Source organism: Vibrio sp. HI00D65, from assembly GCF_001635455.1.
Classification (GTDB): Bacteria; Pseudomonadota; Gammaproteobacteria; order Enterobacterales; family Vibrionaceae; genus Vibrio.
Genome location: NZ_LWEH01000091.1, coordinates 67338 through 84730, shown reverse-complemented (window position 1 = coordinate 84730; position 17393 = coordinate 67338). Strand labels below are relative to the sequence as shown.

The 17393-nt window shown below is 44.0% G+C and carries 16 protein-coding genes and 1 pseudogene; 9 read left to right on the top strand and 8 right to left on the bottom strand.

The genetic code is table 11. The features are described from left to right. Positions 1-4 precede the first annotated feature (4 nt). From A3712_RS09005 to cobB, 5 genes are all read left to right on the top strand, one after another. The gene (locus tag A3712_RS09005; protein WP_063523151.1) at positions 5-2860 is read left to right on the top strand and encodes a formate dehydrogenase subunit alpha; all 2856 of its coding nucleotides are present in this window, start codon (positions 5-7) and stop codon (positions 2858-2860) included. An 11-nt stretch (positions 2861-2871) separates the two neighbouring features. Next, positions 2872-3480 (top strand): formate dehydrogenase FDH3 subunit beta, encoded by a 609-nt coding sequence (gene fdh3B, locus A3712_RS09000; protein WP_004742271.1) that lies wholly within the window; start codon positions 2872-2874, stop codon positions 3478-3480. Positions 3481-3493: 13 nt separating this feature from the next. Continuing rightward, complete coding sequence (locus A3712_RS08995; RefSeq protein WP_063523150.1) at positions 3494-4567, top strand: formate dehydrogenase subunit gamma; 1074 nt, start codon at positions 3494-3496, stop codon at positions 4565-4567. Next, the gene (locus A3712_RS08990; RefSeq protein WP_063523149.1) at positions 4551-4967 is read left to right on the top strand and encodes a hypothetical protein; all 417 of its coding nucleotides are present in this window, start codon (positions 4551-4553) and stop codon (positions 4965-4967) included. The genes A3712_RS08995 and A3712_RS08990 overlap by 17 nt, the downstream gene beginning before the upstream one ends. A 311-nt stretch (positions 4968-5278) precedes the next feature. Continuing rightward, positions 5279-6013 (top strand): Sir2 family NAD+-dependent deacetylase, encoded by a 735-nt coding sequence (gene cobB, locus A3712_RS08985; protein ID WP_063523148.1) that lies wholly within the window; start codon positions 5279-5281, stop codon positions 6011-6013. Positions 6014-6079: 66 nt separating this feature from the next. On the opposite strand, the pseudogene A3712_RS28220 reads toward cobB, so the two are convergent. The 6 genes and pseudogenes from A3712_RS28220 to potA all read right to left on the bottom strand — a co-directional run. Further along, a pseudogene (locus A3712_RS28220) lies at positions 6080-6206 on the bottom strand (GGDEF domain-containing protein); the annotation flags it as partial. A gap of 97 nt (positions 6207-6303) precedes the next feature. Beyond that, the gene (locus A3712_RS08980) at positions 6304-7341 is read right to left on the bottom strand and encodes an extracellular solute-binding protein (RefSeq protein ID WP_063523147.1); all 1038 of its coding nucleotides are present in this window, start codon (positions 7339-7341) and stop codon (positions 6304-6306) included. A 180-nt stretch (positions 7342-7521) separates the two neighbouring features. Then, complete coding sequence (locus A3712_RS08975; RefSeq protein ID WP_063523146.1) at positions 7522-8556, bottom strand: extracellular solute-binding protein; 1035 nt, start codon at positions 8554-8556, stop codon at positions 7522-7524. Positions 8557-8704: 148 nt separating this feature from the next. Then, positions 8705-9475, bottom strand: coding sequence for a spermidine/putrescine ABC transporter permease PotC (potC, locus tag A3712_RS08970; RefSeq protein WP_004742279.1), 771 nt, complete (start codon positions 9473-9475; stop codon positions 8705-8707). Next, positions 9475-10332, bottom strand: a complete 858-nt coding sequence (potB, locus tag A3712_RS08965; RefSeq protein WP_063523145.1) for a spermidine/putrescine ABC transporter permease PotB — start codon at positions 10330-10332, stop codon at positions 9475-9477. The genes potC and potB overlap by 1 nt, the downstream gene beginning before the upstream one ends. Next, on the bottom strand, positions 10316-11431 hold the full coding sequence (gene potA, locus A3712_RS08960; RefSeq protein ID WP_063523144.1) for a spermidine/putrescine ABC transporter ATP-binding protein PotA: 1116 nt from the start codon (positions 11429-11431) through the stop codon (positions 10316-10318). Before potA ends, potB begins: the two co-directional genes overlap by 17 nt. Positions 11432-11761: 330 nt before the next feature. Here potA and A3712_RS08955 point away from each other — a divergent pair, with 330 nt between their 5' ends. The 4 genes from A3712_RS08955 to ttcA all read left to right on the top strand — a co-directional run bounded on the left by A3712_RS08955 (position 11762) and on the right by ttcA (position 15384). Further along, positions 11762-12577, top strand: a complete 816-nt coding sequence (locus A3712_RS08955) for a membrane protein (protein WP_004742282.1) — start codon at positions 11762-11764, stop codon at positions 12575-12577. Further along, a complete protein-coding gene (locus A3712_RS08950; RefSeq protein WP_063523143.1) occupies positions 12570-13421 on the top strand; it encodes a glucosaminidase domain-containing protein in 852 nt (283 codons plus the stop codon). Before A3712_RS08955 ends, A3712_RS08950 begins: the two co-directional genes overlap by 8 nt. A gap of 122 nt (positions 13422-13543) precedes the next feature. Continuing rightward, on the top strand, positions 13544-14194 hold the full coding sequence (locus tag A3712_RS08945) for a DUF2987 domain-containing protein (protein ID WP_063523142.1): 651 nt from the start codon (positions 13544-13546) through the stop codon (positions 14192-14194). Between the two features lie 296 nt (positions 14195-14490). Next, positions 14491-15384, top strand: a complete 894-nt coding sequence (gene ttcA / locus A3712_RS08940; protein WP_063523141.1) for a tRNA 2-thiocytidine(32) synthetase TtcA — start codon at positions 14491-14493, stop codon at positions 15382-15384. A 118-nt stretch (positions 15385-15502) separates the two neighbouring features. On the opposite strand, the gene uspE is transcribed toward ttcA, so the two are convergent. Both uspE and A3712_RS08930 read right to left on the bottom strand, forming a co-directional pair. Then, positions 15503-16453 (bottom strand): universal stress protein UspE, encoded by a 951-nt coding sequence (gene uspE, locus A3712_RS08935; protein WP_063523140.1) that lies wholly within the window; start codon positions 16451-16453, stop codon positions 15503-15505. A gap of 132 nt (positions 16454-16585) precedes the next feature. Beyond that, a complete protein-coding gene (locus A3712_RS08930; RefSeq protein WP_017632474.1) occupies positions 16586-17332 on the bottom strand; it encodes an FNR family transcription factor in 747 nt (248 codons plus the stop codon). Positions 17333-17393 lie beyond the last annotated feature (61 nt).

The following is a 17393-nucleotide window of genomic DNA, read 5'->3' as shown; positions in this document are numbered from 1 at the left end:
ACGGATGAAACTTGTCAAACGCTCCGATAGTGTGAGCAAAGAAACCAATCAGCTCGGTGTGTCTCGGCGTGCCTTCATGAAAAACACTTCATTAGCTGCTGGTGGTGCAGTCGTAGGCGCAAGTCTATTTGCACCAGGCATAATGAAGAAAGCACAGGCTAAATCAGTCGATCCAGAAGCGAAAACAGAAGTGAAACGTACTATTTGTTCTCACTGTTCTGTGGGCTGTGGTATCTACGCTGAAGTTCAAAACGGTGTTTGGACAGGTCAAGAGCCTGCATTCGATCACCCATTTAACGCTGGTGGACACTGTGCGAAAGGTGCAGCACTTCGTGAGCACGGCCACGGTGAACGTCGTCTTAAGTACCCAATGAAATTAGAAGGTGGTAAGTGGAAGAAGCTTTCTTGGGAACAAGCGATTGAAGAGATCGGTAACAAAGCGCTAGAACTTCGTAAAGAGTCTGGCCCTGATTCAGTTTACTTCCTAGGTAGTGCGAAACACAGTAACGAACAAGCTTACGCATTCCGTAAGATGGCGTCGCTTTGGGGCACGAACAACGTTGACCACCAAGCGCGTATTTGTCACTCAACCACAGTAGCCGGTGTTGCGAACACTTGGGGTTACGGTGCAATGACAAACTCTTTCAATGACATGCACAACTGTAAATCGATGCTGTTCATTGGTTCAAACCCTGCAGAAGCTCACCCAGTAGCGATGCAACACATCTTGATCGCGAAAGAGAAGAATAACTGTAAGATCGTTGTGGCAGATCCTCGTCGTACGCGTACTGCTGCGAAATCAGATCACTACGTTTCTCTTCGTCCAGGTTCTGACGTTGCCTTTATCTGGGGTGTGTTATGGCACGTCTTTGCAAACCAATGGGAAGACAAACAGTTCATTAAACAACGTGTATTCGGCATGGACGAGATCCGTGAAGAAGTGGCGAAATGGACCCCAGCAGAAGTTGAACGTGTAACTGGTGTTAGTGAAAAAGACGTATACCACACAGCGAAACTACTTTCTGAAAACCGTCCGGGTTGTATCGTTTGGTGTATGGGTGGTACTCAGCACACGACTGGTAACAACAACACACGTGCTTACTGTGTACTTGAGCTTGCGCTGGGTAACATCGGTAAATCAGGCGGCGGTGCAAACATCTTCCGTGGTCACGATAACGTACAGGGCGCAACCGACCTTGGCGTACTTTCTGACACTCTTCCGGGCTACTACGGCTTGTCTGAAGGTTCTTGGCGTCACTGGTCAAAAGTTTGGGATATCGACTTTGACTGGGTGAAAGGCCGTTTCGACGACAACGCATACGGTGGTCAAAAACCAATGAATAGTGCAGGTATTCCTGTATCTCGTTGGGTTGATGGCGTACTTGAAGACAAAGACAAGATTCGTCAACGCGAAAACATCCGCGCGATGTTCTACTGGGGTCACGCGGTAAACTCTCAGACTCGTGGTCCAGAGATGAAGAAGGCCATGAAGAAGCTGGATATGATGGTTATTGTTGACCCATACCCAACGGTTGCAGCGGTAATGAACGATCGTACCGACGGCGTTTACCTGCTACCAGCAACGACTCAATTTGAAACCTACGGCAGTGTAACGGCGTCAAATCGTTCTCTACAATGGCGTGACAAAGTCGTTGAGCCTCTGTTCGAATCTAAACCTGACCACGAAATCATGTACTTGCTTTCTAAGAAGCTTGGTTTCTCTGATCAGCTGTTCAAGAACATTCGTGTTGAAAACAACCAACCTCTTATTGAAGACATTACACGAGAATTCAACAAAGGTATGTGGACGATTGGCTACACAGGTCAAAGCCCTGAGCGTTTGAAGGAGCACCAACAGAACTGGCATACGTTCCACAAAACGTCTCTAGAAGCTGAAGGCGGTCCAGCAAATGGCGAGACTTACGGTCTACCTTGGCCATGTTGGGGCACACCGGAGATGAAACACCCTGGTACACACATCCTTTACGATACGTCTAAGACGGTTGCTGAAGGTGGTGGTAACTTCCGTACTCGTTTCGGTGTTGAGTTTGAAGGTCAAAGCCTACTGGCTGAAGACAGCTACTCGAAAGGCTGTGAGATCAAAGACGGTTACCCAGAGTTCAGCGACAAACTACTGAAACAACTGGGTTGGTGGGATGATCTAACTGCAGAAGAAAAAGCGTCTGCTGAAGGCAAAAACTGGAAGACTGACGTTTCAGGTGGTATCCAACGTGTGGCAATTAAACACGGTTGTATCCCATTTGGTAATGCGAAAGCACGTGCGATTGTTTGGACATTCCCAGACCGTGTACCACTGCACCGTGAGCCGCTTTACACGCCACGTCGTGACCTAGTTGCTGATTACCCAACATGGGATGACAAAGAAGCTATCTTCCGTGTTCCTACGCTTTACAAGTCGATTCAAGAGCAAGACAAATCTGGCGAATACCCGATTATCCTGACCTCTGGTCGTCTGGTTGAGTACGAAGGTGGTGGTGAAGAGACTCGTTCAAACCCATGGCTAGCTGAACTTCAACAAGAAATGTTCGTTGAAGTGAACCCGAAAGACGCAAACGACATCGGCTTCAAAGACGGTGATGATGTTTGGGTTGAAGGTGCAGAGAAGGGCCGTATTAAGGTAAAAGCGATGGTAACACGTCGTGTTAAACCTGGTTTGGCGTTCATCCCATTCCACTTCGGTGGTAAGTTCCAAGGTGAAGATTTGCGTTCTAAGTACCCAGAAGGCACTGACCCTTACGTTATTGGTGAAGCTGCTAACACAGCAACCACCTATGGTTTTGACCCTGTCACCTTGATGCAGGAAACGAAAGTAACCCTTTGTAATATTCGTAAAGCGTAAGGAGTCTTAAAATGGCTAGAATGAAATTTCTTTGTGACACCAAGCGTTGTATCGAATGTAACGGTTGTGTCACTGCTTGTAAGAATGAAAATGATGATGCTCTGGAATGGGGTATTCAACGTCGTCGCGTGGTGACATTGAACGATGGCGAACCGGGTGAAAACTCAATCTCAGTAGCGTGTATGCACTGTACTGATGCACCATGTATGGCAGTGTGTCCTGCAGACTGTTTTGAACATACAGAAGACGGCATCGTACTTCACAACAAAGATCTTTGTATAGGTTGTGGTTACTGCTTGTTTGCTTGTCCGTTTGGTGCACCTCAATTCCCTAAACAGGAAGCATTTGGTGAGCGCGGTAAGATGGACAAATGTACCTTCTGTGCTGGCGGCCCTGAAACAGAACCAGGTTCTGTAGAAGAGCGTCAGAAGTATGGTGCGAACCGTATTGCTGAAGGTAAGCTTCCAATGTGTGCTTCACTATGCTCTACCAAAGCACTGCTTGCGGGCGACGCAGAGAAAGTTTCTGATGTTTTCCGTCAACGTGTTGTTGAACGTGGTGCGAAAGGCGCGGGTTGGACAGACGGTAATGACCTGTCTTACGACGCAACTAAGAGCTAAGTAGGAGAGACATATGCTTACAATGTTTAAGCGTCTCTTCCTTGTTATGCTGCCAATGTTGGCAACACTAACAATGCTTTCTCCTATGAGTCATGCATCTGAGACGAACTCATCACAAACTCAAGCAAGCTCAGCTGAAAGAGAAGTGGTTCAACTTGCTGGTGCGGATTACTGGCGACAAGTTAGAGATGGACAATCAGGTTACACCACATCTCAGTCTCCTGAGCATGGCGTACTCATTAGTACTCCAGGTCAAACTTGGTACATCTTAAAAGAGAAGTGGATGTCACCAGCGGGTGCCGTTGCTATCTTTGGCAGTATTGCTTTTGTCACTCTGATGTACGTAGTGATCGGTCCATTGATGCTCAGTGCGCCAAGGTCAGGTCGTAAGATCAAACGTTGGTCTCGACTGGATCGTGCATTGCACTGGAGCATGGCGTTTACCTTCCTGACACTTGCGTTCAGTGGTTTGATGTTGGTTTACGGTAAACACTTCTTGAAGCCATACATCCCAACGGATCTATGGGGCTTTATCATTCTATTGGCAAAGCAATACCACAACTACATTGGTCCGATTTTCTACGTGCTATTGATGGCAGTGCTTATCAAATGGTGGCGTAAATCGATCTTTAAGAAAGTGGATATCCAGTGGTTCTTGAAACTTGGTGGTATGGTAGGGAAACATAAAGGTTCTCACCCGTCTGCAGAGTTCTCAAATGCTGGTGAAAAAGCACTGTTCTGGCTACTCATCGTTATGGGTAGTGTCGCTGCAATCAGTGGTTTGGTATTGGACTTCCCAATCTTTGGTCAAACTCGCCGTGATATGGAGCTTTCAAACTTAGTACATATGTTGGCTGCTCTGATCCTTATCTGTGGTTTCGTGTTCCACATCTATATCGGCCTGTTCGGTATGGAAGGCGCACTAGAAGGCATGGTAACGGGTGAAGTTGATGAAACCTGGGCGAAAGAGCACCATGACCTTTGGTACAACGAAGTGGTGAAACAGGAGAAAAACGGTGTTGAACAAAACGCTAATGTCGCAACAGAGAAGAGTGAAGGGGTGAATAAGAATGAACAAACCTCATAAAGGGATTTGGGTTGCTTATATCCTAAGCTGTTTCACACCATTTACTTGTCTTATCTCTGGTGTCGTTGCAATTATCTACGCGGGCTATCGTTTGGATAAAGGCGCTGACGGCGAAGTCGTTGATACGCATTACTATGGTTTAATCCGATCGTTCTTCTTGAACCTAACCTTCTTTGTGATTCTTATCGTAACGGTAGCAACCTCAAACGGCGTGTTAATCGGTGTGAACGATTATTGGTATCAGAACCAATTTATCGATGATATCGCTTACTACATTCCATATGTAGGTATGTTATTCGGTGGTGTAGCGATTGTGGTTTGGTTTATCCGTATGTATCAAGGTATGCAGCGCTTAAGTCAAAATCTACCGCAAAGCCCGTCTACAGGACCAAACCTGTAACGCCAGTGCGTTAGCTAAAGCTCGAAAGCAAAGCCCAGTGATTGTATCACTGGGCTTATTGTTTTAAGTCTCTTGTGTAGAAATATAGCTGTTAACAGATCTCTATCCTAAGCGTCTGCGGCCGCTTTTTGCGTTTACTGGAATCAATGTGAGCATTTTACAAACAAAAGAAGGCAAACGACAAGAGAGATTTATGTCACAAATAGCTAATGAATTCAGTTGGCTAAGACTATGGTCTAATCCCCCAAACTATTGTTGGAATTTGAACAGTGCTAAGCTGTTACAAAGTGACATATTGAAAAGGACGTTATATGCATTTCCCATATCGAAATATCGTAGTTCTTACCGGTGCCGGCATTTCTGCGGAGTCGGGGATACAAACATTCCGAGCACAAGACGGGCTATGGGAAAATCATAAAATCGAAGATGTCGCGACGCCTGAAGGATTCGCAAAAGATCCAGATCTTGTACAAGCCTTCTATAACAAGCGTCGTCACGGCTTACAAAGCGAGAGTATCTTGCCGAATGCCGCTCACAAGGCACTAGGAGAGCTTGAAGAAAAACTTGATGGCAACGTTACTATCATCACGCAAAACATCGACAACTTGCACGAGAGAGGCGGTAGCATCAATATTATTCACATGCATGGTGAATTGTTGAAAGCGCGTTGCAGTGAGTCTAATCAAGTTGTAGAGCACAAAGACGACATCGAAACGGGTGAGCTTTGTCATTGTTGCCAAATCCCGGCACAAATGCGTCCACACATTGTTTGGTTTGGTGAAATGCCGCTAAGAATGGGTGACATCTATTCAGCTCTTGCAGAAGCAGATCTGTTTATTTCGATTGGTACATCTGGTGTTGTGTACCCAGCTGCGGGGTTTGTACATGACGCTAAAATGCATGGCGCGCACACGATAGAGATCAACCTTGAACCAAGTGCGGTTGAGAGTGAATTTGAAGAGAAGCGCTATGGTAAAGCCAGTATCGAAGTACCAAAACTGGTGAGTGAGCTATTGTCGGTTGAGAGAGGCTCGCTAACCGCTTAAATCAACACTATCACTGAAAAAAGAAGCAAACACTGGCCTGACTGCAAATAAGAGATCAGAAAGTTAGTGGATATAGATCTGAATCACGAGGGTGTTGGTTTCAAAAAATAGGTCGTAATTAGAGTCTATATGGATGAACTAACAGCTAACATCAAAAATGACGCCATAATCAGTAAAATAGGGTTCGCAGCATATTAAATCGAACTTCATATGTTTGAACATAGTCTTATATAAAGTGTAGATAAAAATAAAGCGGCTTATGCCGCTTTAGTCACCAATCAGTAACAAACTTAGTTGTTTACTTTTAGTTTTTGGAAGTACTCGTCATAAATGACGCTCGCTTGACCAACTTCATCTTGCCATACGCCGTTATCCATCACTGATTGTGGTGGGAAAACGTTCTTGTCTTCAGCAAACTCTTTTGGAAGAAGAGGGTAAGCAGTCTTCACTGGAGTCGGGTAACCGATCTCTAGAGCAATCTTAGCTGCGTTCTCTGGACGAAGAAGGAAGTCGATCATTTTATGAGCAGCTTCGATGTTCTTTGCACCTGAAGGAATTGCTAGGCTGTCCATCCAAAAGATAGCGCCTTTCTCTGGCCAGATGATATCAATCGTTGCGCCTTCTTGGCGTGCCATGTAAGCAGAGCCATTCCAAAGCATACCAAGAGACACTTCACCTGCCAGGTAAGGGTTCGCAGGGAAATCTGAGTTAAATACCAATACGTTAGGCATTAGTTTACGAAGCTCTTCGTAAGCTTCTTTAATCTCTTCAGGGTTAGTTGTGTTTGGAGAGTAACCCAGTTTAGATAGTGCGATGTGGAAAACCTCACGAGAGTCATCCATCATCATCAGCTGACCTTCCCACTGTGTATCCCACAGGTCGCCCCAGTTTTTCACTGAAGATTTGTCTAGCATGTCTGAGTTAATACCAATGCCCGTTGCACCCCAAATGTATGGGATAGAGTAGTTGTTGCTTGGGTCAAATGGCTTATCTAAGTAGTTTGGATCCAAATCAGCAAAGTGGCTTAGCTTGGTTTTATCAAGCTCTTGAAGCATACCTTCTTTACGCATCTTAGAAACGAAGTAAGTTGAAGGAACAACTAGGTCATAACCCGTACCTTGAGTTTTTAACTTAGCGTACATGCTTTCGTTAGACTCATAAGTAGAGTAATAAACTTTAATGCCCGTCTCTTTTGTGAAGTCTTCTAGTACTTCATTTGGAATATATTCAGACCAGTTGTAAAAATACAGTTCTTGGTCAGCTGCGAAAGAGGGTGTAGAAAGTAAAGTAGCAGCACACAATGCGCCGGTATACAGTGTTTTTTTCATTACTGTTCCGTTCATTTGTTTGGTTTGAAGCTGGGTAGTGAACCCAAAGTAAATGGATTTCTAAAAATCGCGCTATATTATAGCAGTGATGAAATAAAATAGGCAGCCTAAGCTGCCTACTCGTTGATATTCTTATTTTTAACTTGTTGACTATCGAATGAGACTAATCAAACAAAGCAGTTATTGGCCCGATTTAAGCTTCATGAAGTAGTCTTCGTACTTCACTGTCTTATCGCCAACCGCAGCTTGCCATTCAACACGATCAAGGTCTTCTTGAGACGGGAACAGAGCCCGGCTGTCTTTGAACTTCTCGTTCGATGCTTTCACTGCTGTTTGGTAGCCAGTATCGCGAGAGATTTGCTCAGCGATTTCTGGGCGCAGTAGGAAGTCGATCATCTTGTGAGCCGCTTCTACGTTTGTTGCACCAGAGCTGATAGCAAAGTTATCAACCCAACCGATGCCGCCTTCTTTAGGGAATACCAGTTTAATTGGTAGACCTTCATTTTGAGCCGCTGCTGCAGAACCGTTCCAAAGCATACCAAGACCAACTTCACCAGACATGTATGGTGCGCCAGGGTTGTCTGAGTTAAATACTAAAACATTTGGCATTAGCTTTTGTAGCTCAGCGTACGCTTCGTCGATCTCTTTCTCGTTAGTTGTGTTGCCTGAGTAACCCAACTTGCGTAGCGCAATATGGAACACTTCACGAGTGTCATCCATCATCATTAGTTGACCTTCAAGCTCAGGCTTCCATAAATCAGCCCAGCTTTGAAAATCTTCTGGATCGTACATGTCCGTATTCACAGCAAGACCTGTGATCGCAACAACGTGTGGAATAGAGTAGTCGTTGTTTGGATCGTATGGCTTATCTAAGTAGTTTGTGTCCAGATTTTTGAAGTTGTTCAGCTTCGTTTTGTCGATCTTTTGTAGCATACCTTCGTCGCGCATCTTAGATACGAAGTAAGTCGACGGCACAACTAAGTCATAGCCTTTGTTGTGTGTTTTTAGCTTTGCATACAAGGTTTCGTTCGACTCATAAGTCGAGTAAATAACCTTGATGCCAGTTTCATCGGTGAACTTTTCTAGGATCTCACTATTGATGTAAGGTCCCCAGTTCATGAATACTAGTTCTTTGTTATCTTTCGCAAAAGACGGTGCAGATAACATTGAAAGCGCACATGCACTACCAGCTAATAGAGTAGCCCATTTTTTCATTGACGTTAGCTCCAAACTAAACGTTGCCCTCAGGCACTAGATAGAAAAACAGAATGGCAATTTACCATTCTGTTTGTGATTAACACTTTTTGTAGAACATGAAGTTTCTCAACTTCTTATCAAGTCAAACTCGTAAAGAGTAGGAGGCTTACTTAATTTTCTCTCTCGCTAACAACTGAGAAATAATCACCAGTATTAGCGAAACCACTAACATCACTGTTGCTAGGGCGTTGACCTCTGGAGAAATACCTACTTTAACCATAGAGTAAATCTTCAGTGGCAAGATTTCATACGTTGGGCCGGTTACGAACGAGCTGATGATTACATCGTCTAAAGACAGTGTGAAGCTCAACAACCAACCCGCAGCAACCGCAGGCTTAGCAAGAGGCAGGATGATCTGTTTTAGAATCGTCCATTCACTCGCACCTAAATCTTTTGCTGCTTCAAGCATTTTCACATCGAAGCCATTCAAGCGGCTGTAAACCGTTACAACAACAAACGGCAAACAGAACGTAATGTGCGCAGCAAGTAGGGTAAAGAAGCCTAGTTGCACACCCATTACCAAAAACAGAGCCAGTAACGAGATTGCCATTACGATGTCTGGTGACATCATAACGATGAACAACATGCCATTGACTACGCCTTTACCTTTGAATTGGTAACGGAATAGGGCTACAGCTGTCAGGCTACCGACAATCGTAGCAGCTGTTGCTGAGAAAACAGCTACGTTAATCGAGTGCCACGCAGCCTGCATTAGGCTGTCGTTGTTAATAAGTGCGTCATACCACTTGGTGGTGAAGCCACCCCATTTCATACCAAACTTGTTGGCATTAAAGGAGTTCGCAATCAACACGATAATAGGTAGGTATAGAAAAGCGTATACCAGCGCCATAAAGCTGAACTTAACTGTGCGACCCATTAGTCTAGCTCCACCTTCTTATTCAATAGCTTGCCTGCTCGGTAATAGGCATAAAGCATAATTGCCATTGCAACCGTCAGCGCAATACTCGTTGCCGCGCCAAACGGCCAGTCTCGGGCATTGAGTACTTGGCTCTTAATCACGTTACCAATAAGCAAGTTCTTAGCGCCGCCTAGCAAGTCAGAAATGTAGAACATGCCTAAAGCTGGAAGAAGTACTAATAAACAGCCACCGATGATGCCAGGCATCGTTAGCGGTAATACAACTTTCAACAAAGTTTGAAACTTGTTTGCGCCTAAGTCTTTTGCTGCCTCTAGGTACGTGTCATCCAGTTTTTCAATCGCTGAATACAACGGGAGAATCATGAACGGCAGTAGGATATACACCAAACCGATCATTACCGCCGTTTCTGTGTACATAATACGCAGCGGCTTATCGATGATATCTAGCGCTAGTAAGCTTTTGTTTAAGACACCTTGAGCACCCAGTACAATCTTCAAGCCGTAAGTACGAATCAAAGAGTTCGTCCAGAATGGCACAATCACCAAAAACAGCATGAAAGGGCGCCATTTCTCTGGCATTTTTGCCACGATGTAGGCAAACGGGTAACCAATGATCAAACACAATATCGTCGCGATAATAGCCATATAGAAAGAGTGCATCAGCACTTTAAAATACAGCGGGTCGGCCAAACGGACATAGTTATCGAGAGTGAAGGTCATCTCGATCAAGTTTGCTTCGTCACGAGTTAAGAAGCTGGTACCGATGATCATGATGTTTGGAATCATCACGAACAGCACCAACCAACCTGTGATTAAAGCAACGATCGCGTTTTGTAAATTAAACTTCTTGCTCATCTTTTAATACCACTTCCCAGCTCTCAACCCAAGTTACTGCAACTTTTTGGCCCAGTGAGTGATCAACATCAGGGTCATCTTCGTTGAAGAATTCGCTTACCATTACGCGCATGCCAGATTCGAGTTCTACAACTGAATCTAAAGTCATGCCTTTGTAGGTACGCTCGACAATGTGGCCAACAATACCGCGTTGCTCAGACTCTTTAATCTCTTCAATACGAAGATCTTCAGGGCGAAGCAATACCTGCAGTTTTTGACCAGAAGTGATCGCCTTATCGTGGTAGATAATGGACTCTTCACCTTCAATTGCCGCAACAATGCGTTTTTCATCTAAACGAGATGTCGCTGTCGCATCGAATACGTTAATTTCGCCAATGAAGCGAGCTACAAAAAGGTTTTTAGGCTCTTCGTAAATTTCTCTTGGTGTTCCATCTTGCTCAATCAAGCCGTCACGCATAACAATAATACGGTCAGACATCGACAGTGCTTCTTCTTGGTCGTGCGTTACAAAAATGAACGTGATACCAAGTTGGCGCTGAAGTTGTTTCAGCTCGATTTGCATCTGTTTACGGAGTTTGTAATCTAGGGCAGACAGAGATTCATCCAACAAAAGAACTTTAGGCTTATTAACGACAGCACGAGCGATTGCGATACGTTGCTGTTGACCACCAGAAAGCTGGTGTGGTTTTCTTTGTGCCATTTGTTCTAGGCGCACCATTTTTAGAGCTTCCATTACACGAGGCTCAATCTCGCTATTTGGAACTTTCTGCATGCGTAAGCCAAATGCCACATTTTCGAAAACGGTCATATGTGGGAATAGGGCATAGCTTTGGAATACAGTGTTAACATGCCTTTGTTCAGCAGGGACGTGGGTTACGTTCTGTTCAGCTAGCAGTATTTGACCACTATCTGCCGTTTCAAAACCCGCAATCATTCTTAGTACTGTTGTTTTACCACAACCTGATGGGCCTAAGATCGTGAGAAACTCACCATGATTTACGTTTAGATCAAGATTGCCGATGACTTCCTTCCCATCGAAGCTTTTACTAATACCAGTTAGCTGTACTACTGGTTTTCCTACTGATTTTTTAGCGTTCAACGTCTGTTTTTCTCCACCTTGGTTCTGTTTGAGAACCTGTTGCTCTACACCTTTGAGGCGCGCATCATAATCACCAAAAACGTGAAATCAAAGCATTTTTTACCATTCGAAGATAAAAAATTTCGTAGGTAAAAGTAAACATCCTTTACCATACTGTTATTTACTGGGTTTACGCCCCAACAGGTGTCTAATTATTAACCATTAAGACGCAAAAGCAAGCCTTGTTACAGATTCATATTTTAGTTTGTATACGACATATGAGTATAATGAAGGTAATTTTTTATCAATAAGTTAGGTGGCTCAATTTAATTGGCGCCCCTCGGTATCACTATGAACAACGACATCGAAAAAGATTTTAATTTGGGCGGTAGTATAGACCGTGCACTTTCTGGCGATTATGAGCTCAAAGCAACGGCTGTATTCCAAGAGGCATGGAAACATACGGTAAGTCACTTTCTTTCGTTTTCGCCGGCAATAGTTGCTCTGATGTTCGTGCAACTGGCTATCTTCTATATTGCGTTAAAGCTCCAGCTAGGTGACCCAGCTGTTATCCTAGACGCCGTTATCGATCCTGAGGCTTTTACTCCGCAGATCGTTGAGTCGATCTTCATTGCTAATTTCAGCTATGAAGTTATCAGCGCACCTATCTATGCAGGTATCTGTTTGATGGCGATGAGTCATGCTGCTGGCCTACAGACTAAAGTTCGCCACATTGGCAAAGGCCTACAGTTTACGATTCCAGTCATCCTTGTGACTCTGTTCAGTCTGATGCTTCAAGGTATTGCAGGTATGATTCTGCCGTTTCTGTCGATTTACTTCTCGCTTGCGTTCAGCCACTCAATCCTGTTGATTTGCGATAAGAAAGTACCACCAATGCAATCCCTGCTTCTTTCTCTTCGTGCTGTAAACAAGAAAATCTTCACAGTTGCTTCTATCTACCTGTTAGTAATGCTGATGTTCATCGTCGCGGCAATGATGTACGGCATCGGTCTTATCTTCGTTTTACCTTTCTTCTTCCACGTGAAAGGCATTCTTTACCGTGAGATGTTTGGCATTAAACTCAAACTGATTGCGTCAGACAGACCAAAGAGCGACGACGACCACAACGGTAGCAACAACAAAGACCCACAGGTATTCGATGCATAACAACTCTAAATCAAGCGCAAGTAAATCACTTGCGCTAAAAGTGACAGCATTAGCCTTAGTTGGCTCAATCTCGTTAGTTGGCCCAATGCTTTACCAACAAGAGGAAGAGGGCAGGCGAGCAGGTCAAAAGGCTCCAGACTCAGAGCAAAAATTTGGTGATTTGACCGTCTCTTCTGATAAGCCTGACTTCGCAGTTATTGAAGATGGAAAAGAAAAGAAAGACACCTTCTTTTCTTATCTTCGCCCAAGTATCAATATCGAAAATAAGCGAATCACGAAAGAACGTGCGTTTCTAACCAAGCTTTCAGAGGCGGGGTTGAACAATGTTGACGCTGAAGACGCGTCATACGCAAGAAGACTAGGGAAACTGTATAGCCTGCCTGTACCTTTATCGGGCTTAGATGACGCTTGGCTGAAAGAAATGTTGAATCGTGTAAACGTGCTACCTGAAGCGCTTGTGTTAACTCAGGCAGCCAATGAATCGGCTTGGGGTACATCTCGTTTCGCCACTAGAGCGAATAACTATTTTGGTCATTGGTGTTACACCAAAGGTTGTGGCCTAGTTCCGCTACAACGTAACGAAGGTAGCTCACATGAAGTGGCAACATTCTCTTCAAGCCAAGAGTCTGTGCACCGTTACTTCATGAACCTCAACCGAAACCGTGCTTATGCCGACCTAAGAGCAATTCGCGCAAAACTAGCGGCAAAAGGCGACGATCTGTTAACAACTGGAACAGCAATAGAGCTCACCAACGGCTTGCTAAAATATTCTGAGCGAGGTTCAGACTATGTGACTGATTTACAAGCAATGATCCGTCACAACGAGGTATACTGGAAAAAGTAACTCGATTTGATAGTCATTTGGCGAGCTTAAACGTCAAGTTTGACCAATTAACATCACATAAAGAGCAGCTCATTTGCTGCTCTTTCTATTTATGAACGCTCAACTTCGACAAGATTATAACAATGAAAAAGACAGCACTCGCTTTATTAGCTTCTCTAAGCCTAGGGATCTCTTTACATGCTGCAGCGCAAGAATACATGTTTACCTATTCTAAGCTTTACACACAGCTTAAAAACAACACCAAAGAAGGGCATGAGGACGTTAAAGTTGCGGTCTTCTTTGTCGATCAGCAAGCCCAAACAACCTGTCATATCAGCAAAGCTTGGATGGAAAAAGAAGAACATTATGAAGAACTGAAAATCTCTCCAACTAACGAGCTACTGCTACCAGTAGACCAAAACCTTCGTTCAGCAAACCCGCTTATTTTTGTGCAAACAAAAGAACAAGAGTGCGCATACTCTTTGGTTGTTATGACTAGAGCACCTTTAGCTGGAACGGTTGAGGTTACACAGCTGGAAAACCTGCTACCACAGATGCAAGCAATGTTAGAAGACGTGAGCGGCATGTTCTCAAGCTGGTTCACACCGGACATCCAGGGGTTAACGCTTGAGTTTGCAGACAAGCTTGAAGGTAACATCACGCTTTCTAACGGCAAGCAGCTCCCGATTACACAAGGACGCGCTAAGTTCACACTAGAAGAGCTAGATGAAAGTGACAGCATCACGTTACCAGAAGCGACAACTCGTGTGTTACCTTACATTCCGGCTCAATAACCTTGGGTTAGGCGATTGACCACACGGCGTTAATCTAAGCAAAACATCGTAAAGCAGCCAACTCAAACCAAGCAAGGCTGCTTTTCTTTTCCTACAACCAGTGTGGTTTGCGCTTTTGAAGCTCATTTTTATGAAAGATGAGCGGTTATCACTAGATAAAGTGGCATCTTTCAACCAGTCACTTTGTTTATCCTGCCGTTACTATTTCAACATGAAATAAAAATCCGTATAATCCACGCCCTAAAACAGTCCCACTAGCAATCTACAGTCGGTAATACGACGGTGTGAGAGTCGCAATGAACCAAAACGATAATAGAAAAGAAGTACTAGAATTCAACAAACTTCAGAAACGTCTGAGAAGAAATGTTGGAAATGCCATCATCGACTACAACATGATCGAAGAGAATGATGTGGTAATGGCATGTATCAGTGGCGGTAAAGATTCATTTGCGATGCTAGATATTTTGCTACGCTTACGTGAAGCAGCACCAATCAAGTTTGATGTTATTGCAGTAAACCTAGATCAAAAACAACCTGGGTTCCCCGAACACATTCTTCCTGAATACTTTGAAACACTGAACATTCCTTACTACATCGTAGATAAAGATACGTACTCAGTAGTTAAAGAGAAGATTCCTGAAGGTAAAACAACATGTGGCCTATGTTCTCGTCTGCGTCGTGGTACTTTGTACTCATTCGCAGAGAAGATTGGCGCGACTAAGATCGCTCTTGGGCACCACATGGACGACATCGTTGAAACTATGTTCCTTAACATGTTCCACGGCGCTCGTTTAAAGGCTATGCCACCAAAGCTACGTTCTGATGATGGTCGTAACGTTGTTATTCGTCCATTGACTTACTGTCGTGAAACAGACCTAATCAAATACGCTGAACACAAAGAGTTCCCAATTATTCCTTGTAACCTATGTGGTTCACAAGAAAACCTACAGCGTCAAAGCATTAAAGCAATGCTGATTGATTGGGATAAGAAAACACCAGGCCGTGTTGAAAAGATCTTTAAATCAATTCAAAACGTTAGCCCAAGCCAGCTGGCTGACCGCGAACTGTTTGACTTCGTAAACCTTCCACTAGACCGTAGCGGTGAGCGTGAAGAGTACGAATTCCAAGAAGCTGAAATTTCATCTTCTAATATCGATGAGTCAATGTTCATCGACGTAACGAACGTATAAAACGAACAATCGTTGCAGAGCAATAGATGCACCTACAACAAACAAAAACGCCTCAAGCAATACTTGAGGCGTTTTTTTATGAGTTGAACTCGCAGTTAAGTTCGTCTGCTTGGGTGCATTAACCTTTCGAAAGGTTAGGGTCGAGCGGGCTAACGTAACCAGATGGCTTAAGCGCCAAAACATCACAGTTAATCTTATCGATAACATGCTCCGCCGTATTACCAATAAACACCGCAGATAGCCCCGTACGACCGGTTGTACCCAAGATTACCATTGCAGCGTTGTTCTCAGACGCGACACGTGGAATGACATCTTCAGGCAAGCCTTGTTCAACAACGGTCTGCTCTTCACACATACTGTGCTTCTGACGCAGTGCCTTCATCGCCGTTAAGTGATGACCGCGAACCGCATCAGTGTAAGAAGTTGGGTCAAACTCAGGCAGCTCAATCGTTATATTTGCCGGAGTGACTGGGTAAGCGTTCACTAAGAAAGGTTCCGCATCCAGACGACCAGTTATTTCGAGGAGTCGATCGACCATAGTATCATTCAGCTCTAGGTGCGCTTCCGTCTCTGAGCCTACGTGAACGGACGCATAAATTTTTGCGTGCTCTGGCCAGAAATCGTTTTTAACAAGCAGTACAGGGCTAGGGCATTTTCTCAATAGGTGCCAATCAGTTGGTGTGAAGATAACTGATTCCAAAGTATCGTGCTTGCGCGTTCCCTTAATCAAAATATCGTGACCACCGCTATAAACTTCGGCAATGATGGCTTCGTAAGGGCGGTTATGCCAAACCACTTGAACATTAAATTCAATAGAATCATCTAGGTAAGGCTGTGCAACTTTATTCATCCAGATTTCACGCTGATGGATAACACCTTTGCGCATTGCATCTCTTTCATCGACAGAAAGCATAGATGTCATTTCATACGAGAAATCGTAGATAGACAAAAAGAAAGTGATATGGCTCGTTGAGGTGCTTTTCTTAGCAAGTTGGATAGCACGAACTAGAGCAGGTTGCTCATCATGATTAATGTCTGCGACAACTAAAATTTTGTTATAGATACTCATAACTAAGCCTACTTTTCAGACCGAACATATAAATAATGTAGCGTAGTTATGGAGAGATTAAGAGAAATAAAAGAGGTTTTAAGGGAGAAACATGATGTAGCTCATTATTGAACTACATCCTTGATATCTAGACTATTCTTTTGAAACGCCAGCAAGTTCCATCAGCGCATCGTGATCTTCGATAGTGATATATTTGCCTTTAACGCTCAGAATGTCTGCTTTTTGGAAACGACCTAAAAGACGGCTAATAGTTTCAACCGTTAAACCTAGGTAGTTACCAATATCGCCACGAGTCATAGTTAAGCGGAACTCACGTGGGCTGAAACCACGTTGAGAGAAGCGAGTTGAAAGATTGTAAAGGAATGCAGCAAGACGCTCTTCTGCATTCTTTTTGGAAAGAAGCAGAATCATTTCTTGGTCGCCTTTGATCTCGTTACTCATCAGGCGCATAATTTGCTGACGCAACTTAGGCATTTTTCCTGATAGGTCATCAAGAATCTCGTATGGGATTTCACATACCATAGAAGTTTCTAGTGCTTGTGCGAAACTAGGGTGTAGGTCACCAGTAATTGCATCAAAGCCCACAAGATCGCCCGCTAGGTGGAATGCAGTAATCTGTTCGTCACCTTGCTCGGTAATCGTGTAGCTCTTGATCGTTCCAGAGCGAATAGCATAGAGAGATTTAAGCTCGTCACCGGCTTTAAATAACTCTTGGCCTTTTTGAATAGGCTTTTTTCTCTCAATGATCTGATCAAGTTGATCAAGTTCAGATTCATTCAAAGTGAACGGAATACAAAGTTGGCTAATACTACAATCCTGGCAATGGATCGCACAGCCACCAGATTGGACACGTTTCGTTACAGGCTTTTCAGAAATCATAACAATCTTTCACTATTTGATATACGTCAATATTTTAGCATTCCTTTATCCAGTTGGGTAG

What these genes read in the sequence shown, in the direction of transcription:
- A3712_RS09005 (WP_063523151.1), top strand. Translation starts at nt 5, where the DNA reads ATGAAACTTGTCAAACGCTCCGATAGTGTGAGCAAAGAAACCAATCAG.
- fdh3B (WP_004742271.1), top strand. Translation starts at nt 2,872, where the DNA reads ATGGCTAGAATGAAATTTCTTTGTGACACCAAGCGTTGTATCGAATGT.
- A3712_RS08995 (WP_063523150.1), top strand. Translation starts at nt 3,494, where the DNA reads ATGCTTACAATGTTTAAGCGTCTCTTCCTTGTTATGCTGCCAATGTTG.
- A3712_RS08990 (WP_063523149.1), top strand. Translation starts at nt 4,551, where the DNA reads ATGAACAAACCTCATAAAGGGATTTGGGTTGCTTATATCCTAAGCTGT.
- cobB (WP_063523148.1), top strand. Translation starts at nt 5,279, where the DNA reads ATGCATTTCCCATATCGAAATATCGTAGTTCTTACCGGTGCCGGCATT.
- A3712_RS08980 (WP_063523147.1), bottom strand. Translation starts at nt 7,341, where the DNA reads ATGAAAAAAACACTGTATACCGGCGCATTGTGTGCTGCTACTTTACTT.
- A3712_RS08975 (WP_063523146.1), bottom strand. Translation starts at nt 8,556, where the DNA reads ATGAAAAAATGGGCTACTCTATTAGCTGGTAGTGCATGTGCGCTTTCA.
- potC (WP_004742279.1), bottom strand. Translation starts at nt 9,475, where the DNA reads ATGGGTCGCACAGTTAAGTTCAGCTTTATGGCGCTGGTATACGCTTTT.
- potB (WP_063523145.1), bottom strand. Translation starts at nt 10,332, where the DNA reads ATGAGCAAGAAGTTTAATTTACAAAACGCGATCGTTGCTTTAATCACA.
- A3712_RS08955 (WP_004742282.1), top strand. Translation starts at nt 11,762, where the DNA reads ATGAACAACGACATCGAAAAAGATTTTAATTTGGGCGGTAGTATAGAC.
- A3712_RS08950 (WP_063523143.1), top strand. Translation starts at nt 12,570, where the DNA reads ATGCATAACAACTCTAAATCAAGCGCAAGTAAATCACTTGCGCTAAAA.
- A3712_RS08945 (WP_063523142.1), top strand. Translation starts at nt 13,544, where the DNA reads ATGAAAAAGACAGCACTCGCTTTATTAGCTTCTCTAAGCCTAGGGATC.
- ttcA (WP_063523141.1), top strand. Translation starts at nt 14,491, where the DNA reads ATGAACCAAAACGATAATAGAAAAGAAGTACTAGAATTCAACAAACTT.
- uspE (WP_063523140.1), bottom strand. Translation starts at nt 16,453, where the DNA reads ATGAGTATCTATAACAAAATTTTAGTTGTCGCAGACATTAATCATGAT.
- A3712_RS08930 (WP_017632474.1), bottom strand. Translation starts at nt 17,332, where the DNA reads ATGATTTCTGAAAAGCCTGTAACGAAACGTGTCCAATCTGGTGGCTGT.